We start from the raw sequence: 26,363 nt of genomic DNA, 5'->3' as shown, positions 1-26,363 counted from the left end.
TTCATCGATTTGATTACTACAACACGCGAGATGCTTCGACTGCGCTCCGCATTACGGGCTTATTTTATATGGATTCAGCATATAGTAGTAGCTTAGCGTCGCGGCTTACTTGCTGCCAAAGAGAAGCTTGAAATAAAAGCTTGGCTGGCGCAGCCGCTCGCGCAGGTCCAGGTCCATGAACATAGCCGACAGGGTTTCGGCCAGCGTGGGGTTGTTGATGGCGCGGTTGGCCACGATGTTGAACAGGCTGGGGAAGTTGAGTAACCGTTGCATCACGCGGCTCAGGCGCAGCTCCTGGCCGAGGCGGTTGTACACAGCTTTGTCGTAATTCTTGAGGAACTCCGGGCCAAAATCGGCTTTGGCTACAGCTTGCTCGGCCCAGATGGCGGCGTGGCGGCCGCTCACCATGGCGTGCGAAATTCCCTCGCCACTGAACGGGTCGATGAGTGAGCCCGCATCGCCGAGCAGCATATAGTTAGCCCCCGACAATGTCCGGCGCTTCGAGCCAAGCGGCAAGCCAAACCCCCGCACGGGCCCCAGACGCTGGGCCTGCGCAAAGCGCGGGGCCAGCGTGGGGTGCGTGGTCAGAATTTCATCAAGCCGCTGGCGAAGGTTGATTTTTTTGTCTGCAACGGTTTTGGACAGCATTCCCACGCCCACATTGGCCTGGCCGTTGGGCAGCGGAAATACCCACAGGTAACCGGGCAGAAAATCTTTGATAAAGTGCAGTTCGATGAAGTTATCGGGGCTGAGGCCGGTCACGCCGTCGTAGTAGGTGCGCAGGCCCGCACAATGATGGTCTGGCTCCAGGGCGTGGCCGGCTACTTTGCGGGCAAACTCCGATTGGGCGCCGTTGGCTACTAATAAAATGCGACAGGTGGCGATTTCCTGGCCGGCTTTGTCGAGCAGCTGCCAGCCCGTGGCGGTGCGCTCGGTGCGGGCCACGTCCACGTTTTCCCGGAAGTCGATTTCGGGGCGCTGGCGCACTTCTTCCACCAGAAAATTATCAAAATCGATGCGCTTGGCGACGTGGCCGGCGGCGCGGTCGGTGGCTTTGTCAAACTTGGGTTTGAAGGGAATGGCGAGCCGGCGGCCATTGGGGGCAAAGAAATCGATGCCCCAGCTTGGCACTTGCATCGGCGCGGCGGCCAGCTGCCCGGTCAGCTTCTCGTCGATGCGCTTTAGTTCGCTCAACACCTTGCCGCTGAGGGCGTCGCCGCACACTTTATCGCGCGGAAAGGCAGCGCGGTCAAGTAGTAAGCAGGATTGGCCGGCGTTGGCCAAGTGCAGGGCCGCCGTGGCCCCGCCCGGGCCCGCGCCCAGAATGCAGATGTCGTGATGAAGCATAGAGAAGGCGAAGTTAGGCCAGTGTAACGCGGACTTTTAGTCCGCGAATCAGAACGAGGCGGGCGCGGACTGAAAGTCCGCGCTACTTACCTTCGCCCCATGACTCAAACGCTGACCGGAAAAGTGGCCCTCGTAACGGGCGCTTCCAAAGGAATTGGCCGCGCCATCGCGGCACATTTTGCCCAACTGGGCGCCCAAGTGGCTTTCACCTACCTCTCCTCCGTCGAAAAAGGCCAGGCGCTGGAAACCGAGCTTTCCGCTTCGGGCACCAAGGTGAAAGGCTACCGCTCCGACGCCTCGGATTACGCCCAGGCCGAAAAACTGATTGAGGACGTGATTGCCGACTTCGGCAAGCTCGACATCCTCGTCAACAACGCCGGCATCACGCAGGACGGCCTGCTCATGCGCATGAGCGAGCAGCAGTGGGACAACGTGATGAACGTGAACCTCAAGTCCGTATTCAACCTCACCAAAGCCGCCACCAAGCCCATGATGCGCGCCAAAGCCGGCTCCATCATCAACATGACCAGCGTGGTGGGCATCAAAGGCAACGCCGGGCAGGCCAACTACGCCGCCAGCAAAGCGGGCATCATCGGCTTCACCAAATCGGTGGCGCTGGAGCTGGGCTCGCGCAACATCCGCTGCAACGCCATTGCGCCCGGCTTCATCGAAACCGAAATGACCGATGCCCTCGACCCCAAGCAGGTAGACGAGTGGCGCAAGGCCATTCCGCTCAAGCGCGGCGGCACGCCCGAAGACGTGGCCAAAGCCACGGCGTTTCTGGCCTCGGACGATTCGAGCTACATCAGTGGCCAAGTGCTGCAGGTGGACGGCGGGATGCTGACCTAGGAACTGTGAACAAGAATGCGCGGTAGCTGGCATTGGCCATTTTGCTGATTTTCGGGATTGTGTTGGCGGCCGGGTACCCTCGGCTTGCCAAGCGGTTTACACGTTGGCAGCTGGCCCAACAATCGGCCACAACGATTGCGCGGCTAAACGGCCAACTCCACGACGGCGACCTAATTTTCCATACTTCCCAATCGGCGTAAAGCCAAGCCATTCAGCTCGCCACGCATTCGCCTTGGAGCCACTGTGGCATTCTGTATCAAAAGGATGGCCAATGGCAGGTATTTGAGGCTGTGCAACCCGTAAAGCTGACGTTCCTAACAGATTGGGTTGCCCGTGGCCAAGACGGCCACTTTGTTATTAAGCGGCTGCGCGATGCCGAAACTGCCTTAACTCCGGCCGCCCTGGCCCGCCTAAAGGCGGCCGGGCGGCCGATGCTGGGCCACGGCTACGACCTGTACTTTGGTTGGTCGGATGAGCGGATTTATTGTTCCGAATTAATCTGGAAGGTGTATGAACGCGGCCTGGGCCGACGAATTGGCGAGCTGCAGCAGCTGCGGGATTTCGACTTAAGCCATCCCGCGGTGCAGGCCAAGCTACGCGAACGGTACGGCAACAACCTGCCACTGGCGGAAACTGTAATTTCGCCGGTCAGCATCTTTAATAGCCCCGAGCTGGTTACAGTGCTCGACCGCTGAACCGGTAGCCTGCAACCTTAGCGGCCGGTGACGACCTTTAGCCTGATTCTATCCGATTTCCGTTTGCTGAACACTCAATATTCACCCTGGTTTATCCTGCTCTGCCTGGCCGTGGGCGCGGGCTATGCTGCCTTGCAATACTCGGCCAGCGCGCCGTGGAGCAAGAATCTGAACTACGCGCTGGCGGCTTTGCGCTTCGTGGTGGTCAGCTTTCTGTGCTACTTATTGCTGGCGCCGTTCATCAAAACCACCACCACGCGCACCGAGCCCCCCACCGTGGTGTTGGCGGTTGACAACTCGCAATCGGTTGAACTCTTCACGCCTAAAAACGTGCTGAGCCAAGCCACTACCGACCTCGCCCGCCTCGCCGAAACCCTGCGCAGCAAGGGCTTCACCGTCGAAACCCGCACGCTTACGCCGACGCCGGGCCGCCCGACTCGCCTCGACTCACTCCGCTTTAGCGCTGCCGCCACCGATATTGACCAGCTGCTGGCTGGCACCCGCACTGCGTACAACGACCGTAACCTGGCCGGCGTGGTGCTCGTGAGCGACGGCTTGGTAAACCAGGGCCGCAGCCCCGGCTACTCCGACTATAGCTTTCCCATTTACAGCGTGGCAGTGGGCGACACGGTGCCCAAACGCGACCTTCGCCTCACCGGCCTTACCTACAACCGGTTGGCCTTCAGCGGCAACCGGTTTCCCGTGGATGCCGAATTGGGCTTTGAGGGCTACGCGGGCGGCACGGCCACGGTAGAGCTACGCGAGGGCAACCGGGTGCTCGACAGCCGCCGCGTGGCGCTGCCAGTCGGTCGCCGCCGGGCAAAGGTTTCCTTCCAAATCACGGCGCCAGCCCCCGGCAAACGCCGCTACGAAGTTCGGGTAGTGCCGCAGCCTGGCGAATTTACCGAGCTGAATAACGCCCGCACCGCCTTCATCGAAATTGTGAAAGGCAAGCTGCGCGTGCTGCTGGCGGGGGCCGCGCCCCACCCCGACTTGAAGGCCCTGCGCGCCGCCATTCTGGCCAACGACAACTTCGACCTGACGCTGGCCCTGCCGGGCGTGGCCCCGCTCCGGGCCGGGGCCGATTTCGATGTGGCCATTCTGCATCAGCTGCCAGCGCAAGGCGGGCTCGGCAACGACATCCTGGCGCAGGTGAAGGCCAAGCGCACACCGGCCCTCTACATAATCGGGGCGCAGTCCGACTTATCAGCTTATAACCAACTGGGTACGGGCCTCACCATTCAGGCCCGCGGTTCGCAAACCGATGAAGTGACGCCGCGGCCAAACCCCGGATTTGCCCGTTTTGCCACCGACGAAGAAACAGCCCGTCGCTACGCGGCTTACCCGCCCAGCCCCGTGCCGTTTGGCGATTACCGCCTGGGACCGGGGGCCGAAGCGGCGCTGTGGCAGCAGGTGGGCCGGATTTCTACCCAAAAACCGCTGCTGGTTTTCGGGGGGCCAGCCGAGCGCCGCCAGGGCACGCTCCTCACCGATGGCAGCTGGCAGTGGCGCCTGAGCGAAGCCGTGGAGCACGACGAGAAGGCCGAGGCCTACGACCGGCTGATAATTCGCACGCTGCAGCTTCTCACCCAAAATGCCAACAAGAAGCGCCTCGACGTGTACCCTACGCAGGAAAGCTTCGGCACGCAAGACGACGTGACGCTGGGCGCCGAAACCTACAACGCCGTGTTTGAGCGCCTGTACAACCAGAAAATCGACCTCACCCTCACCGACGAACAAAAGAAAGTGCGGCGCTTCAGCCTGGCCAATCCCGAGGATGGGTCTCCGCTCCGCCTAGGGCCACTTCCGGCGGGCCTCTACCGTTACCAAGCCCGCGCCACTCTCGGCGGCCAGGCGCAGCAGGACGCGGGCGAACTGCTGGTGCAATCGCAGCCGCTGGAGGCGTTGGAGTCGCGGGCTGACCACAATTTACTGGCTCAATTGTCGCGCCGCAGCGGCGCGCAACTGTACTACCCGGCGCAGTTTGAGAAGCTGGCGCAAGATATTTTGAAGGCCAACTACAAGCCCGTTATCACCGCCGAAGAAGACTTGAAAGATTTGATAAATCTGAAATGGATTTTCTTCGTGATTCTGGCCTTTCTGACGGTGGAATGGGCCGTGCGGAAGTATTCCGGCAGCATTTAGGAGACGACGGCGGGCTGGTCGGCCATGGGTCAGGGCCCACGGAGTTGGTTTCTATTCGCGGCTGAACGGCCTGTTCTGACCAGTCAAGATGCTTCGCTGTGAACAGCCCACTTAAAGAAAAAAGGGCCGCGCTCAAAGTAGAAACGCACCCGTTGCGTCATTACCGGGGCACGAACTCAATTTTTCGGGCCCTTACATGAAAATCAAAGCCATAATTACCGGTGCCACCGGCATGGTGGGCGAAGGCGTCCTGCTCGAATGCCTGCGCGACCCCGACGTGGAAGCCGTTCTCCTGCTCAACCGCAAGCCCAGCGGCTACACGCACCCCAAGCTGCGGGAGGTGCTGGCCGCCGATTTCCAGCATCTGGAAGCCCTCGAACCCCAGCTCACGGGCTACAACGCGTGCTTTTACTGCGCCGGTATTTCGTCTTTAGGAATTAGCCAAGCCGAATACGAACGCATCACCCACGACACGACCCTGGCCGTGGCCAACACCCTGCTGCGCCTCAATCCGGACCTGAAGTTTTGCTACGTGACCGGCGCGGGCACCGACAGCACCGGGCAAAGCCGCAGCCACTGGGCCCGCACCAAAGGCCGCACCGAAAACGATTTGCTGCGACTGCCCTTTTCGGCGGCCTACATGTTCCGGCCGGGCTTTATGCGCGCCACGCCCGGCCAGCGCAATATTCTGAGCCTATATAAGTACGTCAGCTGGCTCTACCCAATAGCCCGGCGGCTAACTTCGAATTACGTTTCCACAATGGCCGAAGTGGGCATAGCCATGATTAAAGCAGTGCAAGTAGGCTACCCCAAACCGGTGCTGGAAGTGCGCGACATCGTGGCCCTGGCCCACGGCAAAGTGGCTGCGTAGGTGTATGAGCAAAACGTCAAAATCCTTTTTTATGGCATCGGGCAGCATCATTGTCGGCGCACTCGTCGCAGTAGCGGCGTTTACCGGGCTTAGTCCGCAATTTGGCGGCAAGCCGAGCAAAGCCGACGTGGCTGTATATGAGAAATCGGGCCATTACCAAGACGGGGAATTTGTGAACCTCGTGCCAACGGAAGAGCTAACGGAAGGCAGCACCTTGGGCATTTTGTGGAAATTCCTTTTTCGCAAAGACCCACATGCTACGCCCGCAGGCCCGCTGCCCATGCAGCCGCTCGATTCGCTGGCCATCACCAAAAAAACGCCCGACCTCGTGCGCGTGACGTGGTTCGGACACTCGGCCAGTTTGGTGGAGCTGGCGGGTAAGAATATTTTGCTCGACCCCATGCTCAGCATAGAAATGGGCCCGGTGAACTGGGCCACGCCCAACCGCTACAACCCCAACCTGCCCATCAGCGCCGAAAAGCTGCCGCCCATTGACGCCGTGCTGATTTCGCACGACCACTACGACCACCTCGACTACCAAACCATTCGGCGCATCAAGGACAAGGTGGCGCACTTTTACGTGCCGCTGGGCATTGGCCCGCACCTGCGGGCGTGGGGCGTGGCGCCGGAGCGCATCATCGAAATGAATTGGGGCGACGAAGCCCAGTTCGACGGCCTCACCGTGGTGTGCACGCCCAGCCGTCACTTTTCGGGTCGAGGCCTCACCAATCGCAACTCCACTATGTGGAGTTCCTGGGTGATGAAATCGGCCACGAAGCGGGTTTTCTACAGCGGCGATGGGGGCTATGGTCCGCATTTCAGCACCATCGGCGCCACCCAGGGCCCGTTCGATTTGGCGTTGATGGAATGCGGCCAGTACGACCGGCAATGGGCCCAGATTCACATGATGCCCGAGCAGAGCGTGCAAGCCGCCCGCGACGTGCGCGCCGCTGTGATGATGCCCGTGCACTGGGCCGCTTTCACGGAAGCCAACCACGCCTGGAACGACCCCGTACGCCGCGCGACCGCCGAGGCCGCGCGCCTGCAGCAACCCATTACAACGCCGCACCTGGGCGAACCCGTAACTTTGGGCACTGAGCTGCCCCGCGCCCGCTGGTGGGAGTAGAACAGTAGCGTGGCCGTGCCCGGTAGGGACTCTGCGAGTCCGCGTGTTTCACGAACGAAACCTACCATGCGCGGACTCGCAGAGTCCACGCTACATTCTCATCATGCGCTACATTCTCGTCAACAAGCCCTACGAAGTTCTCACTCAGTTCACGGATGAGCACGGCCGCGCCACACTCAAGGATTTTGTGCCCGTGCCCAGCGTGTACCCCGTGGGCCGACTGGATTTTGACAGCGAGGGCCTGCTCCTGCTCACCGACGACAAAGCCCTGCAGCACCGCCTGAGCGACCCTAAGTTCAAAGTCCCGAAAACGTATTGGGCGCAGGTTGAAGGCACCGTGACGGAAGAAGCCCTGGAGAAACTGCGGCGCGGTGTGCAGATAAAGGACGGCCTCACCACTCCTGCCCAGGCCAAAATAATGGCCGAACCTGTCGAGCTGTGGGAACGCAGCACGCCCATTCGCTTTCGTGCCAGCATCCCAACCAGTTGGCTGGCCATCACCATTTCGCAGGGCATGAACCGCCAGGTGCGCAAGATGTGCGCCGCCGTTGGTCTCCCCTGCCTGCGCCTCATCCGTGCCCGCATCGATGAGTTGGAGCTTGACGAACTAGCCCCCGGCCAGTGGCGCGAGCTTACCCAGGCAGAATCGCAAAAGCTGAAGGCGAAGTTTTCGGCTACCAAGAACCCCGCGAATCGCAAAGTGGCAGTGAAGGGTGAAAAGGCGCCGCAAGTTGCGCCTCGCCGCCCTCTAAAACCTTAGGGGTAAAGGGATGCGCCGCTTGGCGTTTTTACATCGTTTTGGCACACATCAACCGGATTTGAAGAAACGCGCCCGCTTCCCCAAGTTGCTGCTGGTTTTGCTGCTTGGTTTCGCCGCCATCAATGCCGTGGCTTTTTTCCACGCTTGGCGCTTCACGCACTTCTCCAACGAGCCCGGCCTGCACTCGCCCAACCCCGAGCAGCTCGGCCCCGGCCAAAAGCTCTGGCTGCTGCTCACCGGCATCCGCAATCCCAAGCCGCAAAACGGCGCCAAACCCAGCTTCCCGGTCGAAACCGTAACCATCGCCAGCCCCAATGGCGCGCTGGAAGCCTGGTACGCCCGCCCCGATAGCGGCCAAGTGCGCGGCACCGTGGCCCTGTTTCATGGCTACACCAGCAGCAAGTCGCACCTCACCCACGAAGCCGGCTACTTCCGCCACCTCGGCTACAATGTGCTGCTCGTGGACCAGGCCGGCAACGGCAACTCGGCTGGTTTCCAAACTACGGTGGGCTACCGCGAGGCCGACGACGTGGCAGCAGTATTTCACTGGATAAAGGATTTACCAATGGCGTCGGACTCCCCGCTCCCCGGGAGCGGGGCCGGAGGTGTGGTTTCGATGCCTGAGGTAATCCTCTACGGCGTGAGCATGGGCGCCGTAGCCATCCTACGCGCCGAGGCCGAGCTAGGCATCCGCCCCACCGCGAACATTCTCGAATGCCCCTACGGCAACATGCGCCAAACGGCGTACAACCGCTTCGAATCCATGCACGTCCCCGGTTTCCCGATGACTGATTTGCTGGTGTTCTGGGGCGGCGTGCAAAATGGGTTCTGGGCTTTTGGCCTCAACGCCGAGCACTACGCCAGCCAAATCCGCACGCCCACCCTCCTGCTCTGGGGCACCGCCGACCCGCGCGTCACCCGTGCCGAAACCGATGCCATCTTCGCCCACCTCGCCGGCCCCAAAGCTCGCCACGACTTCCCCGGCGTGGGCCACGAGCCGTACTGGAAGCGCTACTCGGCCGATTGGCAGCAGCAGACGCGGGCGTTTCTGAGCCGCTGAATAGGTCACGGGACGTCATGCTGAGCGCCTTCGAACCATCTCTACAGTTATTGTAAACGTTTAGCAGCACCTTTCAACCTGCCCATTCCGATGCGCGCAACAATTAAAAGCTACGATTCCAATGAAATCGAAGACTTTCGCACGTATTACCCAGAGGACCCGGAGTTATTTGCGTTCTCCCTCACCTTAGCCATTGGCGAAGAGGGTAGTACCGGAGTTGACAACTTTGAAATCACGGTGGTGACACCGGAGTTCCTGCGGAATCAGTATCCGGGGGAAAAGTGATACTTGCTCCGCCATTACCTTCTGGTAAAAGAATACGATTTCGCTAGTATCCTTGCCCTATTGACAAAGTACGTTAACTCGCTGGAGGCCGAAACATGGGAACAACTTGCCCAGAAGATAGGCCAAATTGCCCGATGGGAATTTGAAGACTATCGGTCTTGATTACCCTCATTTTGCTATCCAAGGTGCTTTATTGATTGTGGTTCTAAGAAATAGATTTAGCCAGGTTCAGCAGGTATAGCAATAAAGGACTGCTGTTGTTCTCGGCACCTTTCTGCACCCTTGTCAGGAAATCCCCCGCCACCCAAAACAAATCAAGCCACCACGTCACCGAACCCCGGCCCTTGACCGGATTCGGTGACAATCTGTCACCAAATAGACGCTGGTACGTTGCTTGTAATCCCCCGATAGCGGCGGCAACGCGGCTTCAAACCTGACAAATTCCACTCCTAACCAACACACCCCCTATCATGGGCAAAATAATCGGCATTGACCTCGGCACCACCAACTCGTGCGTGGCCGTAATGGAAGGCAACGAACCCGTTGTAATTCCCAACAGCGAAGGCCGCCGCACCACCCCCAGCATCGTCGCATTTCTCGACGGGGGCAAGGGCGAGCGCAAGGTGGGCGACCCTGCCAAGCGCCAGGCCATTACTAACCCCCAGAATACCATTGCCAGCATCAAACGCTTCATGGGCCGCCACTTCAATGAAGTGACCGCCGAGCAGAAGCACGTTTCCTACCAAGTAGTAGCCGGTGCTAACAACACCGTAGCCGTGAAAATCGGTGACCGTAACTACACGCCGCAGGAGATTTCGGCCATGATTCTGCAGAAAATGAAGCAGACCGCTGAGGATTACCTCGGCCAGCCCGTGACCGAAGCCGTTATCACGGTGCCTGCTTACTTCAACGACGCCCAGCGCCAAGCCACCAAAGAGGCAGGTGCTATCGCCGGCCTCGACGTGAAGCGCATCATCAACGAGCCTACCGCCGCTGCCCTGGCCTACGGCCTCGACAAGAAGCACAAAGACCAGAAAATCGCCGTGTATGACCTCGGCGGTGGCACGTTCGATATCTCCATCTTGGAACTCGGCGACGGCGTGTTTGAAGTACTGAGCACCAACGGTGACACCCACCTCGGCGGCGACGACTTCGACCAGGTTATCATCAACTTCCTCGCCGACCAGTTCAGCAGCGAAAACGAAGGCCTCGACCTCCGCAAGGACCCCATGGCCCTCCAGCGCCTGAAAGAAGCTTCGGAAAAAGCCAAAGTAGAGCTTTCCAGCTCGACCGAAACCGAAATCAACCTGCCCTACATCACCGCCACGGCCTCGGGCCCCAAACACCTGGTGGTGAAACTGAGCCGCGCCAAATTCGAGCAACTCGCCGACGACCTCGTGCGCCGCTCGATGGAGCCCGTGAAAAAGGCCCTGCAGGACGCTGGCTTGTCGACTTCCGACATCAACGAGGTTATCCTCGTGGGTGGCTCGACTCGCATTCCCCGCATCCAAGAGGAAGTGGAGAAGTTCTTCGGCAAGAAGCCTTCGAAAGGCGTGAACCCCGATGAAGTAGTAGCCATCGGTGCTGCTATTCAAGGCGGTGTATTGACCGGCGAGGTGAAAGACGTGTTGTTGCTCGACGTAACTCCCTTGTCGCTGGGCATTGAGACGATGGGCGGGGTGATGACCAAGCTCATCGAGTCGAACACGACCATTCCGACCAAGAAATCGGAGACGTTCTCGACCGCATCTGACAACCAACCTTCGGTAGAAATCCACGTGCTGCAAGGCGAGCGTCCGCTGGCCAACCAGAACCGCACCATTGGTAAGTTCCACCTCGACAGCATTCCGCCCGCACCCCGTGGCGTACCGCAAATCGAGGTAATCTTCGACATCGATGCCAACGGCATCCTGAACGTGACGGCCAAGGACAAAGGCACTGGCAAAGAGCAGAAAATCCGCATCGAAGCCAGCAGCGGCCTGAGCGAGGACGACATCAAGCGCATGCGCGACGAAGCCGCCGCCAACGCCGAATCGGACAAAGCCGAAACCGAGCGCATCAGCAAGGTGAACGCCGCCGACTCGATGATTTTCCAGACCGAAAAGCAGTTGAAAGAGTACGGTGAGAAGCTGAGCGGTGGCAACAAAACCGCCATCGAAGGCGCACTGGCCGACCTCAAATCGGCGCACGAAAGCAAGGATTTGGCCCGTATTGATACGGCCATGGAGGCCATCAACGCCGCTTGGCAGGCTGCCTCGCAAGAGATGTACGCCGCTGGCGGTGGAGAAGGCGGTGGCCAGCCCGGTGGGGGCTTCCCCGGTGGCGACGGCCAGCCGCAAGGCGGCAACGGCCAAGGCCAGCCCGCCGGTGACCACGTCACCGATGTGGACTACGAAGAAGTTGACGGCAAATAATTCAAGTTGTTGCTTGTAAGCGAAAAGGTCGGAGGCGTAAGCTTCCGGCCTTTTTTTGTGGTTTCTAGCCGCGTTTAGGCCGCTCCGCCAGTATCCTTAGCTCCAAAGCCACTTTACCAGCGGTAAATTGCCCAGCTTAGTCCATGAATAAATTTCTACCCTACCAGTCTTTTGCGTCAGAAATAGTAGCGCAGCCCTTGCTTGAGCTACTTGAACGGCACAGCTTTCCCGTAGAAACGGGTTGGGCCAAGCCGGACTTCGACGTGAGCATGGCCAACAATGCTACTGATACGCGCTTTGTGGTGCGCTTGCACCAGGCCGATTTTGAACGGGCCCACCAGGTGGAGGATGAAGAAAACGAGGCGTTAATAGTTCATGCCGCGCCCGACCATTACCTATTCAGCTTCAGCGACGAAGAGCTGTTTGATATTCTCGTGAAGCCCGATGAGTGGAATAGCTACGACGTGAGCCTGGCCCGGCACATTCTGCGGCAGCGCGGCCGCGAAGTTTCGCCGGATACCGTGCAGCTGTTGCGGCGGCACCGCGTAGCCGAAATGGCCAAACCTGAGCCGAGCCAGAAAGCCTGGATTATGGCGGGCTACCTTTTCGCCGTTTTCGGTGGAATAGTGGGCATGCTCATTGGTTGGCACCTGCACAACCACAAGAAGCCCTTGCCTGATGGCACACAGGTTCTGGCTTTTTCGGCCCTCGACCGGGCGCATGGTTTCCGTATTTTGCTGCTGGGCCTTTTCGGCTTATTATTGTCCATTCTGGGGCAGGTTGTTGGGACCGATGGTCAGCTGTAGCGTTGGCCCCTGCTATATTTAACCTTTTGGTAAGGCATTCGCGTAAGCAGGCTCATTGTGGCCCTTAGCACTTCCCTCCCCCACCAGAACCAAGCTATTTCACGGCTACACATCACATATGAAATCCACCCCCTACTTATTTCCCGTTCGCATTTTGGCTTTAGGTGCGTTGCTCGTCGGCACCACGCAATGCAGTGTGAGCGAACAGGTTAAAGAATCCCCCAGCTCCAAAAAGAGTAACCTCTCGGTTGAAGCCCAGGAAAACCAGGCCTACGACCAGATTCAATACCGCCTCAATTTCATGGACGAGGCCAAGCTGGGGGGGCAAGACATTCTGTTTGTGCGCCAAGCCTCGGACCTGACCTCGGCCCAGCAGGCAAAGCTGCAAACGGCTTTGCAAGCCAACGCATTGCCCCTGCGCCTACGGATGCGGGTGTATGCCCGCAACCCCAGCGCGCTGAATCTGCAAATCAAGCAGCTCGACTACAAGCTGCTGCTTGATGGCCGTGAGCTAATGAGCGGCGTAACGGGCACGAGTGCCTTGTTGGAGTCCAGCGCCATTGTAACGCTGCCGATTGAGGTGGACATGAACGTGCCCCATAGCTTGGTAGCTGGCAGCACGCCCGCCGCTTTCGCCGCCGGTTTAACGGACTTCACCGGTGCCGGACGACGCCTGACTATGCGCATCCGGCCCACGTATGTGAACGCCGCGGGCCGGGTTTCGCAGCCCTCCGATTTCATGCCCGTTGAACTGGTTACGGCTAAGCGCCCGGCCGCCTCGGCCCGGCGCTAGCAGCTAGTTGGCGTTGGGGTCGTTGGCTTCGGCTACCCCTTCCTCAATTTTTTCTTCCGCTTCCTGGTGGTCGCCCGCATCGGCTTGTTCCAACTCTTTTTCTTGTTCATGCCAGCCATTGGGCTCGTAGCTCAGGCGGATGTAGATGGGAAAATGGTCGGAGCCGATGTGGGTGAGCCGCTCTAGGCGCTGGAGGCGAAAGTGCGCGGAGTGAAAAACGTGGTCCAGGGGCCAGCGCAGCAGCTTATGGTCGGCGTGGAAAGTGGGGAGCAGGCCGCGCCCGATGCGCGGGTCGAGCAGGCGCGAAATGCGGCGGAATAATTCCGAAGTGTGGGACCAGGCCACGTCGTTGAGGTCGCCGGCCACAATGGTCGGCCGGGCATCCTGCCTGTGAATAACCTTGCCCACCACCAGCAATTCCGCGTCGCGCGGGGCACTGCTTTTTGATTCCTGCGGCGCAGGAGGCTTCGGGTGCAGGAAATGCAGGTTTACCGCCACGCCGCTGGGCAGCACCACGCAGCCGTGAAAGGAAGGAATGTCATTGTCGAGAATGTAGCGAATCTGGGGCTCCCGGAGCGGCAGCCGCGAAAACACCAGCATGCCGTAGGTGTTGGGCAGCGGGGCGTGGCAGGTGTAAGGATAGTCCTTTTCGATGCGCTCGAGCTGGCTCAGCCACCAGTCGTCGGTTTCCAGGGCCAGTAAAATATCGGGCCGTAGGTTGTTGACGTGGCCCAGCAGCCGCGAAGCGTCCCGGTTGTACATCAACACGTTGGCCACCATCAGGCTGATGTGGTTGTCGTTGTCGTCGTCGGGCCGCGTGGCCCGGGCTACCTGCTGGCTGTGCAGCGGCGTGTAGGGCCAAATCCGACTAGCTTGGTAAACAATTCCCAAGCCCAGGCTCGCTGAGAAAAGAATGTGGGCCAACCCAGAGGTGCCGGGCAGCGCCAACTCGGCAATCAAGCTCAGGGCCAGTCCGGCCACAATTTGAAGACGCGGAAAATCAAAGGCACGAATCCACCACGCGGTTTGGCGCAGAATGGGCAGCAACGTTGCCACCAGTGCCACTCCCCCCACCACCCATACCACCCAGTGGCCAATGGTGAGAAGCAAAGCCATAAAATCAGTCATCGATGCGCGACAAATAGTTAGACGTCATCCTGAAAACCTCCCTTACGCAATTCCTCAATGGTGCGCATGACCCGGTCTTTGAGCGTAATCCGGTACTTCTCCAACGCATCGGCCAGGCGGGCGTTGTTCAGGGCCAGCATTTGGGTGGCCAGCACCGCGGCATTGGCCGCACTGTCGATGCCAACGGTGGCCACGGGCACGCCGTTGGGCATCTGAATCATGCTCAAAATGGAGTCGAGGCCCTGAATGGAAATCGTGCTGTTGATGGGCACACCAATGACCGGCAGCGTGGTGAAGGCCGCTACCATGCCGGGCAGGTGGGCCGCCCCGCCGCCACCGGCAATGAGCACCCGCAGGCCGCGCTTGCGGGCGTTTTCGGCGTATTCCACCATGCGGTGCGGCGTACGGTGTGGCGAAACGAGCGTGATTTCGAAGGGAATGCCAAACTGACGGAGCATGTCGGACGCGGCCGACATGATGCGCAAATCCGATTTTGACCCCATAATTATGCCCACCAAGGGCGTTTCAAGGACGGGGCGGGCATCGTCGGGCTCGGAGGAAGAGCCCGCTGCGGAAGAATCAGGAATCATAAGGTGCAAAGCGGAGAAGGACGGGAATGCATACGGAGAAGTAGCAAACTCCGCCGTTGGGGCGGCAAAATACGGGTTTTCCGTCCAGCCCGTGCCTTCTCATACCTTTGCGTCCTATGGAAGTTCTGCTCGCCACCTTCACCACCCTGTTCTCCATCGTCAATCCCTTCGGGGCAATGCCGGTTTTTCTGACCCTCACCGCCGACGACCGGGCCTCCGAAAGGGCGCGCACGGCCCTGCGGGCGTGTATTTACATGGTGGCCATTCTGAGCGTGGCTTTTTTCGGCGGGCAATATATTCTTAATTTTTTTGGCATCAACATCCAGCACTTGCGCATTGCGGGCGGCATTTTGCTGATGCGCTCGGCCTTTGAATTGCTCACGCCCGGCGGCAACCGCGACCGGGTGGGCCCGGCCGCCCTCGAAGAAAGCAAGCACAAGGACGACATCAGCTTCACGCCCCTGGCTATGCCTATGCTCTCCGGGCCGGGTTCCATGGCCATCTGCATCGGCCTGATTCGCCCCACTTACGTCGACAAAGCCATGACCGTGGCCGGGTTTGCCCTGGTGGCGCTGGCCGCTTTCATCATTCTGCTTTTTTCGCTGCGGCTCACCCGCGTGCTCGGCAAGCCGGGCATGGCCGCCATGGCGCGCATCATTGGCTTTATCACGCTGGCCATCGGAGTCAATTTCCTGGCCTCGGCCATTGCCGCCCTGTTTCCGGGGCTCACGCGCTAGCCGCCCCCGCGCTGGTTTCAGACGATGAGTTTGTAGCCAATTCCGCGGATGTTCACGATTTGTACCTGCGCGTCTTCCTTCAGGCAGCGGCGCAGGCGGGTGATAAACACATCGAGGCTGCGGCCGTTGAAAAACGAGTCGTCGCCCCACAATTCCCGCAGCACGGCTGTGCGCTCTAGCACTTGGTTGCGCTGGTCGTAGAGGCGTTTGAGCAGTTCCGCTTCGCGGTTGGTAAGCGCTTCCTCGTGGGCGCCCAGGCGCAGTTTCTGCTTGGGATAGTCGAACTGGTAGCGGCCAATGGCCAGCGGACCGACGGGGGCAGCCGCGGCGGCAGGCAGGCGTGTAAGTTGGGCCTTGATGCGCACAATCAGCTCGTCCATGCTAAAAGGCTTTTTGAGGTAATCGTTGCCGCCGAGCTCGAAGCCGCGCACCACGTCGGCGGGCTGCGAGCGGGCCGTGAGGAACAAGATGGGCACGGCCGCGTTTTCGCGCCGGATTTGCTCGGCCAAAGAGAAGCCGTCGAGCTTGGGCATCATCACGTCGGCCACCACAATGTCGGGGCATTGTTCCCGGAACAAGTGCAAACCGGCTTCGCCGTCGGCGGCCAGCCGCACAAAAAAGCCCCGGCTTTCCAGGCTATCTTTCACAATGAGCCCCAGCGAGGGTTCGTCTTCAATGAGGAGAACGGTGGACATGGTTCTTTTTAATTAAGCCTGTGGAATCCAGAGAGCAAATTCGCTGCCCCGGCCCAGGCCGCTGCGCACATCGATGCGCCCGCCGTGGCGCTCCACCACCTGCCGCACGTAGTACAAGCCCAGGCCAAACCCTTTGACATTGTGCAAATTGCCCGTGGGCACCCGGAAAAAGCGGTCGAAAATGGCGGCCTGGTAGCCGGGCTCGATGCCGGGGCCGTCGTCGGCCACGGTAAGGTGCCAACCCGTGGGCTCCTGCCGGCCCCGAATGGTGATGGTCACGGCCTCGCGCGAATACTTAATGGCGTTGTCGATGAGGTTGTTGATGACGTTGCCCATGTGCAGGCGGTCGAACTGCACCGAAATAGCCGGCGCCACCTGCACGTCGAACTTCACGGGCTTGGAAGCCTGCAATTGGTGGCGGGCCACAATCTCGGCCACCAATTCTGCGGGCTGCACCGCTTCGGTAATCAGCTCCAACTGCTGCCGCTCGTCCACGGCAATGTTCAGTACTTTTTCAACAAGTTCGGACAGGCGCTGAAGCTCCGTGCGCGAGATGCTGAGGTACGCCTGCGTCTTGGCCGGGTCATTCAAAGCACCGAAGTTTTGCAACGCTTCCACTGCCGCCGACACCGTGGCCAGGGGCGTTTTCAGTTCGTGCGTCATGTTATTGATGAAATCGTTTTTGACGTCCGACAGCTTCTTCTGCGTCAGAATAGTGCTTAGCATCAGCCAGAAGCAGCCCGTGGTGAGGGCCAGCAGCAACACCGAGCCGGCCAGCAGCCCTCCCATCTGCCGCAGGATGTAAAAGGTGGGCGGCTGAAACGAAGCCCGGACGTACAAATCGCGAAACGGATTGAGCGCAACCGGCGGGGTTCGCACGCTAAAACCGGGGGTCGCAGGCACTTTGTCGGCCTGGCCAAGGCGGTCACCCACCTTGCGGATGGGTATGCTCAGCGTGTCGAGAACGAGAGGCGCGTCGGCTCCGCGCAACCGCAACTCGGCGTGATAATCGGTGGCCAGTTGGCGCATATCCACCGGCTTGCCACCGGCCCAGTTGTTAATCAGCAGCTTGGAGAGCTTGCGCACCATGGTGTCGACCGCGCCCGTATTCACTCGAAACCGCGGGGCTTGCCCCCGCGAAGCGTTGCGCTGCACCGTCACCAGTCGGCGGCCCAATTCGGCCGAATCGGCCCGCTGGCGCACCACCACGCGGTCGAAGTGGCCGTCGTCGGTGGTGTTTTGAAAGACGATGAGCCGGTCTTTGTTGCCGGGGCTGCGGTCAACGTATTGCCGGGCCATATCCAACTGATGGCGCTGGACCACGCTGGCCAGCGCCTCGCGAGCTGTGCGGGCAAACTGGCTGGCCGTGAGCTGGTAGGTATTGTAAAGCCAGTAGCCCTGGAACCCGTTGATGCCCACCATGCACACCACCATCAGCCAGAAAATGGAGCGAATGCGACGTTTCATGGAATAATTCAGCTGAGATAATGAGGCCAAACAAAAGTACGGGCGGATGCGGCTCTTTTTACCGCGTTAACACTATTTAACACAGTATAACAATACTTTACAAATGAATGTCGGTGCTTTGTAGCGTTCAATTCAACTCCCCCATTGCCATGAAAAACCCTGCAAAAAACCTAGTACTATCTTTCACCTTGGGCTTGCTGGCCGCCGGCGCAGCCGTGGCCCAAACCAGTGGCCGCATTAGTTACGAAGCCACCCAGCGCACCGACCTCAGCCAAATGCGCGTCGTAATAAACGGCCAGCAAGTGAAGCCCGGAAGCCCCGATTTCCCCACCGATATTCCAGAGTCGCGCAGCTTTGCCATGACGCTGGTTTTTGCCGGCAACTATGCCAAAGAACAGCGCGAGGGCGGCAATGCCATCATCCGCACCATGGAAGGCGGGCCGGGCTCGGCGCCCCAGGTCTCCAGCCTGCCGCGGCCCATCGAAGAAACCGTTTTCCTCGACCTCGCCAACCGCACCACCACCACGGTGCTTACAGTGAAGAAGGACGACGCCCCCACCACCTACCGCACCGACGCGCCCATTGCCGCGCCCGCCAACTGGACGGTGACCAACCAAACCAAGAAAATAGCGGGTTATACCTGTCGCAAAGCCACGGTACCCTACAAAAAGGAAACCTACACCGTCTGGTTCACCACCGACCTGCCCTTTTCCTATTCCCCGGTGCGCGACCTGACGCCGGAAAAGGGCGTGGTGCTGGCCCTGGAAAGCGAGCAAGAGCAGTACCGCGCCACCAAAGTCGACCTAAAAGCCGTGTCCGAAGCCGAGGTCCAGCCCAGCGCCACGGCGCAAAAAGTAACCCCCGCTGAGCTGAGAGACCTGCGCGAGAAAGCCATGGCCGACTTCCGCCAGCGCATGATGGAAGGTGGATTGCGCGGCAACCGCAACTAGGCCGGCCATGCGCTTTCTCTTGTTTTTCAGCCTGCTGCTCGGCTTGGCTTCGGCTGGCCGCGCCCAGGCCCCTACCCGCCCGGGCCAGGGCACCGTGCGCGGTATCTTGACCGACTCTACCACCGGCAAGGCCGTGCGCGAAGCCTCCGTTTCGCTGATGCAGGCCAAGGATTCTAGCTACGTCATGTTCGGCATCACGGACGGCGACGGGCGCTTTTCCCTGCGCAACGTGGCCGTGGGCAAGTACTTGGTGCTGGTGACGGCCCTTGGCTACCGCACCCGCCTGCTGCCCGTGGCCGTGACGGCCACCGACCTCACGCCCGACATGGGCACCCTGCAGCTGGGCGTGCTCAGCCAAAAGCTGGGCGAAGTGGTGGTGACCCAGGAGCGCGCCCCAGTGAGCGTGAACGGCGACACCCTGGATTTCAGCGCTAAAGCCTTCAAAACCCAGCCCAACGCCGCCGTGGAATCCCTGCTGAAAAAGCTACCCGGCGTGGAAGTGGACCGCGACGGCAGCATCCGGGCCCAAGGCCAGGCCGTGAACCGCGTATTGGTGGACGGCAAACCGTTCTTCGGCGATGACCCCAAAATGGCCACCCGCAACCTCCCCGCCGACATCATCGACAAGGTGCAGCTCTACGACCAGCAGAGCGACCAATCTGCCTTCAACGGCATCGACGACGGCAACCGCCAGCGCACCCTCAACCTTGTCACCAAGCGCGACAAGCGCAAGGGCTACTTCGGCACCAACAGCGTGGGAGTGGGCACCGATGGCCGCTACCAGGCCCGCCTGGGCGTGAACCGCTTCAACAACGGCCGTCAGATTTCGGTATTGGCCCAGGCCAACAACATCAACCAGCAAGGCTTTTCGGACAACGGTGGGCCTTCCGTCGGCGATTTTGGTCCGCCACCGGGTGGGCCGGGCGGCGGGGGCGGCATGGCGCGGATGCAGGCCGTAGGCCGCCAGAATGCACCCGGCGCCAACAACCAGCCCACCAGCATCACCGAGTCGAGCGCCGTGGGCCTGAACTACCGGGACGCCTGGGGCAAGCGCGCCGAAGTAGCCACCAGCTACCTCGCCAGCCGCGCCACCGTGGTCACCGACCAGCAACTGCGGCGCGAAAACGTGGCCGGCCTCCCGGTCAATGGTGGCGAAACCGGCCCGTCCCTCCTCACCGACCAAACCCAACTCACGCGCAGCACCACCACCAGCCACCGCTTCAACCTGCGCCTCGACTACACCCTCGATTCGCTGACTTCGGTGCGGCTCACACCTTACGGCTGGTGGCAAACCAACGACCTGGCCCGCCAAAACCGGCAGCAGTCCAGTGCCGGCGGCCGCCTGCTCAACCAGGGCCAGAACGCTTACGAAGGCAATACCAGCAACCCCAACGGCGGCGGCAACGCGCTGCTCATGCGCCGGTTTGTCCGCCAGGGCCGCACGTTTTCGGCCAACCTGAACTCCACCCCCAGCAACCAGGACGGCACCGCTTTCAACCGTGCCACCAACACGTTTTTCGACGCCACCGGCACGCCCACCACGCAGGAGCTTAACCAGCGTATCGAACAGAACACACCCGTGCGCAACAATACGGTGAGCATGTCATACACCGAACCCCTGTCCTTGCGCAACAAGCTGGAAGCGCACTACTCCTTCACCGATGCGCGCAACAATGGCAGCCGATTGACCACCGATTTCAACGAGACCAGCGGCCAGTACGATTTACTAAACACCAGTCTCAGTAATCAATTCACCAGCTTGTTCCAGTCTAATCGGACCGGCCTCACCCTGCAAAAGCGCCGCCTGCGCTACACCATAGGCGTGGGCCTGGATGCGCAACAAGCCGACCTGCGGGTGCGCAACCTCTCGGCCGACACTACCGTGCAGCGCCGCTTCACCAGCGTGTTGCCCAATGCGTTGCTTAGCTTCACGGGCACCCGCAGCCGCTCGCTGCGCCTCAATTACCGCACCCGGCTGAACGCGCCCACCGCCACTCAGCTGCAGCCCGTGCGCGACAATTCCAACCCGCTCAGCATCCAAATTGGCAACCCCACCCTGCGCCCCGAATACGTGCAGTCGCTGGTAGCCACTTACTCGCAGTTCAACGCGGCCACCAACCGCAGCGTGTTTGGGTTGCTCAACGGCAGCCGCGTCGATGACCGAATAGTATCCGCCACGGACTTCAACGCCCGCGGCGTGCAAACCACCCGGCCCGTGAATGCCGACGGATTCTACAGCCTCACCGGGTTTCTGTCGCTCGGCCAGCGCCTGGCTACCCACAAAATCAACCTCAACCTGACCACCAACGCCAGCTTCGTGAAAACGCCCAGCCTGGTAAACGGGCTGCCCAACACCGGCCGCACCTGGAGCTTTGGCCAGGGCGCCAGCGCCAACTCGGCCTTTAATGAAAAGCTGGAGTTCAGCCTCAGCGGCAACGTGACCTACCAAAACGCCACCTACTCGCGCCTTCCCGAGCAAAATGCCGCGTTCCTCACCCAAACCATCACAGCCGACGTGTTTTACCAGCTGCCGGCCCGCTTCGTGCTCACCTCCGATGTGTGGTACAGCAACAACACCGGCCGCGCCGCCGGCTTCAACCAGCGCATCGTGCTCTGGAATATTGGCCTCGCCCGGCAGTTTTTTGCCAACAAGCAGGGCGAACTTAAGCTCCAGGCCAACGACGTGCTGAACCAGAACCGCAGCGTGGTTCGAAACACCACCGAAACCTACGTGGAAGACGTGCGAAGCCGCATTTTGCAGCAGTATTTCCTCCTCAGCCTCACGTACAATTTGCGCCAGTTTGGAAAGTAACGGTCATGCAGCGCATAGCGAAGCATGACGACCGTTCGATTTCCTTCTAAATTCTTATACAAACCAAGCAATGCACGGCCCAAGTAAACTTTATGATACATCATAATTCCTGCTTTACCTTTGGGCTCTCATGCTCAACTCCATCCTTTTCTATTCGCTCGATAAAGCAATTCGCAGCTACCGACGGTTGGCCCAGGCCAACATCGACCGAGCTGGGTTGGACATCACCATCGACCAGTGGCTGGTGTTGCGCGTGCTGTTGGAACACGACGACCTCACCCAGCACGAAATCGCCGAGCGGGTATTCAAAGACCAGGCCTCCGTGGCCCGCATGCTGGCCCTGCTCACCAAGCGCGGCCTGCTCTCGGCCGTGCCCCTGCCCCAGGATGGGCGCCGCACCCAGCTTCGCGTGACCGAGCAAGGTCAGCAAATGCTGGATGCCGTGCATCCCATTGTGCTCGATAACCGAGCCACGGCCCTCGCCGGCCTTGCCGAAGATGAGCTAGCCGTGCTGCAGCAATTGCTCGAACGCATTGCGCTCAACTGCACGCCGGCCATTAGCTAACGTTTTTTTCTTCAGGGTAAATCAGTAGGTTTTCTGGATAAAATACTCGGCTCTAAGCAACCTCTATGATACATCATAATCATTATGCCCATCGGCTGCTCCCTTACATATTTTAAAACGCCCTCGTCTGCTTTCCATTTAAAATCTCTCCTTCCATTCTGCAAAACATACCTCATGAATCAGTATCTCACCCGGGTTTTTACCCCACGTTTTTGGCTGGCGGCGGGCCTAGCCCTTGGATTTCAACATGCTCAGGCACAAGCCGATGTGCGGGGCGTGGTGCAAAGCGCAACCAACAGCCCCATTGAATTTGCCACCGTGACGCTGCACCAGGCCGCCGATTCTTCGGTGGTGAAAACGGAATTCAGCGACGTGAAGGGGCTGTTTGTGTTTGAGCGGGCGGCTACGGGGCGTTACCTCGTTTCAGCCGCGCAAGTGGGTTTTGTGCGGCAGTGGTCGCGGCCGTTTGAAGTGGCGGGGCAAAGCGTGGAGCTGCCGGCAATGGCATTGGCTACCAGCGCGGCCACGGCCCTCAAGGAAGTAACGGTGGTGGGCCAAAAACCGCTTTATGAGCGGGAAGCCGACCGCATTGTGGTAAACGTGGAAGGCTCGACGCTGGCGGCGGGCAATACGTCGCTGGATGTGTTGCGCCGCTCGCCGGGCGTGACCGTGGACGGCAGCGACAACCTGGCGCTGCGCGGCCGGCAGGGCGTGCTGGTCCTCATCGACGGCAAGCGCCAGCCAATGACCGGCACCGAACTGGCCGAGTACCTGCGGGCCCTGCCTGCGGAGCAACTCAAAAGCATTGAACTTATCACCAACCCGCCGGCCAAATACGACGCCCAGGGCGGCGCGGGTATCATCGCCATCAATCTCAAAAAGGACCAGCGCCTGGGCACCAACGGCTCGGTGAACCTGGGATACGGCCGCAGCCAGTACAACAAGTACACGGGCGGGCTGAGCCTGAACCACCGCCGGAAGGACTTGAACCTGTTCGGCACCTACAACCACGCCGACCGGTCGGGCTTGGCCCAGCTGACCATTCACCGCGACTTTTACACGCTGGGCAACGCCGATGGGCGGCAGCTGAGCGGTACCTCGGACCAGGACAACCGGCTGCCGAACCAGCAACGCTCGCACAGCTGGCGGGCGGGCGCCGACTACAACCTGTCGGAGCGCACCACACTGGGCGCGGTGGTGAGCGGCGTGGACAACCGCAACATGGCCGATGGCACCAACCAGACCATTCTGCGCGACCTGGTGGGGGGCGTGCAGACCTACAATTCGACCAACTACCGCAACGGACACTCGGCGAATGGCGCGGGCAATGTGAACTTCCGGCACACGTACGAAAACCCGTTGGGGACGCACGAATTGACGGCCGATGCTGACTACGCCCAATACCGCACCGACCGCAACCAGCTGCTGCAAACCTTCAGCGCGGATGAGCCCACCCAGGCCAACAGCAGCGACCAGCAGGCCCGGCTAACTATCCAGTCGGCCAAGGTGGACTACGTGCAGGCACTCAGCAAGCAGCTGCGCCTGGAGCTGGGGGCCAAAGCCAGCTTGGTAACGGCCGATAATGACCTGAAATTTTATACCGACGAGCAGCTGGACCTGAACCGCTCCAACCGCTTCCGCTACGATGAGAACATCAACGCAGGGTACTTCAACCTGAACTACAGCCAGCCCAAGCTGACGTTGCAATTTGGCCTGCGCGGCGAGCAGACGCGGGCTGTGGGCAAGCAGGACCGCGAAGTGGAATTTCAGGACTTCACGCGCAACTACTTCCAGTTGTTTCCGAGCGCGGCCATCAAGCGCACGCTGAGTGAAAACCACGAGTTGGCCATGTCCTTGAGCCGGCGCATCGACCGACCCTCGTATGGGCAGCTGAACCCGTTCCGTGAAATCATTGACAAAACCACGTTTGGCAGCGGCAACCCCGAGCTGCTGCCCCAAACCAGCTACAACCTGGAGCTGACCCACACCTTCCGGCAGAAGTACAGCGCGGGCCTCACCTACAGCCTCACCAGCGACCCACTGATTGGGGTGGTGCAGCCGGCGGCGAATAACACGGTGCTCTCGACCACGCGCAACCTCGACCAACAGCATTATTACGCCCTCACCCTCACGGCCCCGGTGGAGGTGAACAAATGGTGGAAGACCTTCAACAACGTGGTGCTGTATTACAACCGCTTCACGGGCGAGCTGGCCGGCACCAACCTCAACCGGGGCGGGGTGACGATGAGCCTGAGCTCGAACCACACGTTTACGTTCGGCAAGGGCTGGAGCACGGAGCTGAACGGTACGTATGAGTCGCGCCAGGTGTACGGCTTTTTGGTGCAGCGGCCGAACGGGGAAGTGACCGCCGGTATTCAGAAAAGCCTATGGGACCGCAAGGGCAACCTGAAACTCAACGTTTCTGACATCTTTTACACGCTGCCGGCCCGGGTGGTGTCGAGCTACGACAACTACGTGGAGCGCTTCTATCAGCGCCGCGACTCGCGGGTGGTGACGCTAGCTTTTAGCTACCGCTTTGGCAACGACAAGCTGGCGCCCACACGCCGCCGCAGTGGCGGAGCCGAGGAAGAAAAGCGCCGGGCTGGCTAACATTGGCCTGGGCGGAGTAGGCGCCGGCAGAGAAATTTTGCCGGCGCCTACTTTTCCAATCGCACGAAAAGCACAGGGCCGGCCGGCGTACCTTTGCCCTCGCTTATGCTGAAAAACGACCTTTTCCTCCGTGCCGCTCGCGGCGAAGCCACCGAACGCACACCCGTGTGGCTGATGCGCCAGGCCGGCCGCATCCTTCCCGAATACCGCGCCCTGCGCGCTCGCCTCTCCGGTTTCAAAGAGCTGGTGGAAACGCCCGCCCTGGCGGCTGAAGTGACCATTCAGCCCGTTGATGCGCTGGATGTGGACGCGGCCATTATCTTCTCCGACATTCTGGTGGTGCCCGACGCCATGGGCCTGCCCTACGAAATGGTGGAAGCCCGCGGCCCGTTGTTCCCCAACGTCATCAAATCGGCCGCCGACGTGGAGAAGCTTCGCATTGCCGACCCGGAAGAGGGACTGGGCTACGTGCTCGAAGCGCTGCGCATTACCAAGCGCGCCCTGAATGGCCGCGTGCCGCTTATCGGCTTTGCCGGCGCGCCCTGGACTATTCTGGCCTATATGGTGGAAGGCCACGGCTCCAAAACCTTCTCGAAAGCCCGCGGCATGCTCTACCGCGAGCCCGCGCTGGCCCACCAGCTGCTGGCCAAAATCACGGCCACCACCATTGCCTACCTCAAGGCGCAGGTGGCCGCGGGCGCGCAGGTGGTGCAGGTGTTTGACTCTTGGGCCGGCATCTTGCCGCCCGACCATTACCGCGAGTTTTCGACCCGCTATATCAAAGAAATCACCGAAGCACTGGCGCCGCTGGTGCCCGTCACGGTGTTTGCCAAAGGTGCTTGGTGGGCCGTGGAGGACTTCGCCGCCACTTCCTGCCGCACGATAGGACTTGACTGGAACCAGGACCCCGCCCAGGTACGCCTGCAAGCCGGCGACAAAACCCTGCAAGGCAACCTCGACCCCTGCGCTCTCTACGGCACCCGCGAGCAGGTGAAAACTGCTACCGAGGCCATGCTCCGGCGTTTCGGCACGGGCCGTCACATCGCCAACCTCGGCCACGGCGTGTACCCGGATACTGACCCCGACAATGTGCGCGTATTTGTGAACACGGTGAAGGCGTGGCGCGGGTAACTCCAATAATCGTTGAGTATGATTTCCCAATTCGGCCCCGTCTTTTACCTCACCTTGGCCTTACTACTGGGCCTGTTGCTTTTCATGTGGCGCTGGTTTCTGAAGAAACCGGAACGCACGGGCGTGGAAACTTTCATGGTGGTTTTGATTTCAATTGGCAGCTTGTCGCCGGTATTTTTTCTGGCGTATTTGATACTCACGCGCCGCTAAGCTGGAAACGTACTGTTTCCCGAATTATCAAATTCCCCTCCCCTGCTCATGGATGTTAAAGACAGCAACGGCACGCTGCTCGCCGAAGGCGACTCGGTTACCCTCATCAAAGACCTCAAGGTGAAGGGCTCGTCGCTGACGCTCAAGCGCGGCACGGTGGTCAAAAACATTCGCCTCACCAACAGCCCTGCCGAAATTGAAGGACGAGCCGGCGGCAGCACCATGGTGCTCAAAACCGAGTTTTTGAAGAAGGCCTAATTGTTACTCAAAATGGGCTCAGGCAAGCGCTCCACTTCTTCCTCGCAAATATGGCAGTG

23 protein-coding genes and 1 pseudogene are annotated in these 26,363 nt (G+C 60.2%); 19 read left to right on the top strand and 5 right to left on the bottom strand.

Features of this window, described 5'->3' with window-relative positions; translation table 11 throughout:
- Nucleotides 1-105: 105 nt before the first annotated feature.
- Nucleotides 106-1,347: an NAD(P)/FAD-dependent oxidoreductase gene (locus tag I2I05_RS10620; protein WP_196282226.1), complete on the bottom strand. Its 1,242-nt coding sequence runs from the start codon at nucleotides 1,345-1,347 to the stop codon at nucleotides 106-108.
- A 99-nt stretch (nucleotides 1,348-1,446) separates the two neighbouring features.
- Between I2I05_RS10620 and fabG the strand changes: the two genes are divergently transcribed.
- From fabG to I2I05_RS10560, 11 genes and pseudogenes are all read left to right on the top strand, one after another.
- Nucleotides 1,447-2,196: a 3-oxoacyl-[acyl-carrier-protein] reductase gene (gene fabG, locus I2I05_RS10615; RefSeq protein ID WP_196282225.1), complete on the top strand. Its 750-nt coding sequence runs from the start codon at nucleotides 1,447-1,449 to the stop codon at nucleotides 2,194-2,196.
- Between the two features lie 209 nt (nucleotides 2,197-2,405).
- Complete coding sequence (locus tag I2I05_RS10610; protein WP_317192345.1) at nucleotides 2,406-2,891, top strand: YiiX family permuted papain-like enzyme; 486 nt, start codon at nucleotides 2,406-2,408, stop codon at nucleotides 2,889-2,891.
- Between the two features lie 63 nt (nucleotides 2,892-2,954).
- Nucleotides 2,955-5,036, top strand: a complete 2,082-nt coding sequence (locus tag I2I05_RS10605; RefSeq protein ID WP_230688273.1) for a VWA domain-containing protein — start codon at nucleotides 2,955-2,957, stop codon at nucleotides 5,034-5,036.
- Nucleotides 5,037-5,232: 196 nt separating this feature from the next.
- Entirely contained in the window at nucleotides 5,233-5,907 is a 675-nt protein-coding gene (locus I2I05_RS10600; protein ID WP_196282224.1) for an NAD-dependent epimerase/dehydratase family protein, read from the top strand.
- 4 nt (nucleotides 5,908-5,911) lie between these two features.
- Nucleotides 5,912-7,033: an MBL fold metallo-hydrolase gene (locus I2I05_RS10595; RefSeq protein ID WP_230688272.1), complete on the top strand. Its 1,122-nt coding sequence runs from the start codon at nucleotides 5,912-5,914 to the stop codon at nucleotides 7,031-7,033.
- A 103-nt stretch (nucleotides 7,034-7,136) separates the two neighbouring features.
- On the top strand, nucleotides 7,137-7,793 hold the full coding sequence (locus I2I05_RS10590) for a pseudouridine synthase (RefSeq protein WP_196282223.1): 657 nt from the start codon (nucleotides 7,137-7,139) through the stop codon (nucleotides 7,791-7,793).
- 58 nt (nucleotides 7,794-7,851) lie between these two features.
- A complete protein-coding gene (locus I2I05_RS10585) occupies nucleotides 7,852-8,853 on the top strand; it encodes an alpha/beta hydrolase (protein ID WP_196282222.1) in 1,002 nt (333 codons plus the stop codon).
- Nucleotides 8,854-8,943: 90 nt separating this feature from the next.
- Nucleotides 8,944-9,300: pseudogene (locus I2I05_RS21900) on the top strand (immunity 8 family protein).
- 308 nt (nucleotides 9,301-9,608) lie between these two features.
- Entirely contained in the window at nucleotides 9,609-11,552 is a 1,944-nt protein-coding gene (gene dnaK, locus I2I05_RS10570) for a molecular chaperone DnaK (RefSeq protein WP_196282219.1), read from the top strand.
- A gap of 143 nt (nucleotides 11,553-11,695) precedes the next feature.
- Nucleotides 11,696-12,358 carry a hypothetical protein gene (locus I2I05_RS10565; protein ID WP_196282218.1) on the top strand — a complete coding sequence of 221 codons (663 nt, stop codon included), beginning with the start codon at nucleotides 11,696-11,698 and terminating at the stop codon, nucleotides 12,356-12,358.
- Between the two features lie 118 nt (nucleotides 12,359-12,476).
- Nucleotides 12,477-13,151, top strand: a complete 675-nt coding sequence (locus I2I05_RS10560; protein ID WP_196282217.1) for a hypothetical protein — start codon at nucleotides 12,477-12,479, stop codon at nucleotides 13,149-13,151.
- A 3-nt stretch (nucleotides 13,152-13,154) separates the two neighbouring features.
- On the opposite strand, the gene I2I05_RS10555 is transcribed toward I2I05_RS10560, so the two are convergent.
- A complete protein-coding gene (locus I2I05_RS10555; RefSeq protein WP_196282216.1) occupies nucleotides 13,155-14,267 on the bottom strand; it encodes an endonuclease/exonuclease/phosphatase family protein in 1,113 nt (370 codons plus the stop codon).
- 29 nt (nucleotides 14,268-14,296) lie between these two features.
- A complete protein-coding gene (purE, locus tag I2I05_RS10550) occupies nucleotides 14,297-14,869 on the bottom strand; it encodes a 5-(carboxyamino)imidazole ribonucleotide mutase (protein ID WP_196282215.1) in 573 nt (190 codons plus the stop codon).
- 116 nt (nucleotides 14,870-14,985) lie between these two features.
- Between purE and I2I05_RS10545 the strand changes: the two genes are divergently transcribed.
- On the top strand, nucleotides 14,986-15,606 hold the full coding sequence (locus tag I2I05_RS10545; RefSeq protein ID WP_196282214.1) for a MarC family protein: 621 nt from the start codon (nucleotides 14,986-14,988) through the stop codon (nucleotides 15,604-15,606).
- Between the two features lie 17 nt (nucleotides 15,607-15,623).
- Here the strand turns inward: I2I05_RS10545 and I2I05_RS10540 are convergent, their stop codons facing one another.
- Together I2I05_RS10540 and I2I05_RS10535 are read right to left on the bottom strand one after the other, a co-directional pair.
- Entirely contained in the window at nucleotides 15,624-16,301 is a 678-nt protein-coding gene (locus I2I05_RS10540) for a response regulator transcription factor (protein ID WP_196282213.1), read from the bottom strand.
- 12 nt (nucleotides 16,302-16,313) lie between these two features.
- Nucleotides 16,314-17,768, bottom strand: a complete 1,455-nt coding sequence (locus I2I05_RS10535) for a sensor histidine kinase (RefSeq protein WP_196282212.1) — start codon at nucleotides 17,766-17,768, stop codon at nucleotides 16,314-16,316.
- Nucleotides 17,769-17,917: 149 nt separating this feature from the next.
- Here I2I05_RS10535 and I2I05_RS10530 point away from each other — a divergent pair, with 149 nt between their 5' ends.
- From I2I05_RS10530 to I2I05_RS10500, 7 genes are all read left to right on the top strand, one after another.
- A complete protein-coding gene (locus I2I05_RS10530) occupies nucleotides 17,918-18,718 on the top strand; it encodes a GLPGLI family protein (RefSeq protein WP_196282211.1) in 801 nt (266 codons plus the stop codon).
- A gap of 7 nt (nucleotides 18,719-18,725) precedes the next feature.
- A complete protein-coding gene (locus tag I2I05_RS10525) occupies nucleotides 18,726-21,530 on the top strand; it encodes a TonB-dependent receptor (protein ID WP_196282210.1) in 2,805 nt (934 codons plus the stop codon).
- A gap of 130 nt (nucleotides 21,531-21,660) precedes the next feature.
- Nucleotides 21,661-22,095, top strand: coding sequence for a MarR family winged helix-turn-helix transcriptional regulator (locus I2I05_RS10520; protein ID WP_196282209.1), 435 nt, complete (start codon nucleotides 21,661-21,663; stop codon nucleotides 22,093-22,095).
- Between the two features lie 174 nt (nucleotides 22,096-22,269).
- On the top strand, nucleotides 22,270-24,705 hold the full coding sequence (locus I2I05_RS10515) for an outer membrane beta-barrel protein (RefSeq protein ID WP_196282208.1): 2,436 nt from the start codon (nucleotides 22,270-22,272) through the stop codon (nucleotides 24,703-24,705).
- A 105-nt stretch (nucleotides 24,706-24,810) separates the two neighbouring features.
- Nucleotides 24,811-25,836, top strand: coding sequence for a uroporphyrinogen decarboxylase (gene hemE / locus I2I05_RS10510; RefSeq protein WP_196282207.1), 1,026 nt, complete (start codon nucleotides 24,811-24,813; stop codon nucleotides 25,834-25,836).
- Nucleotides 25,837-25,854: 18 nt separating this feature from the next.
- Nucleotides 25,855-26,046 carry a hypothetical protein gene (locus tag I2I05_RS10505; RefSeq protein ID WP_196282206.1) on the top strand — a complete coding sequence of 64 codons (192 nt, stop codon included), beginning with the start codon at nucleotides 25,855-25,857 and terminating at the stop codon, nucleotides 26,044-26,046.
- Nucleotides 26,047-26,094: 48 nt separating this feature from the next.
- Nucleotides 26,095-26,304 carry a zinc ribbon domain-containing protein YjdM gene (locus I2I05_RS10500; RefSeq protein WP_119657219.1) on the top strand — a complete coding sequence of 70 codons (210 nt, stop codon included), beginning with the start codon at nucleotides 26,095-26,097 and terminating at the stop codon, nucleotides 26,302-26,304.
- Nucleotides 26,305-26,363 lie beyond the last annotated feature (59 nt).

Origin of the sequence: Hymenobacter jeongseonensis (assembly GCF_015694725.1) — a bacterium.
Classification (GTDB): domain Bacteria; phylum Bacteroidota; class Bacteroidia; order Cytophagales; family Hymenobacteraceae; genus Hymenobacter; species Hymenobacter jeongseonensis.
The sequence above is the reverse complement of the archived record's forward strand: the minus strand, read 5'-3'. Positions and strand labels throughout refer to the sequence as shown.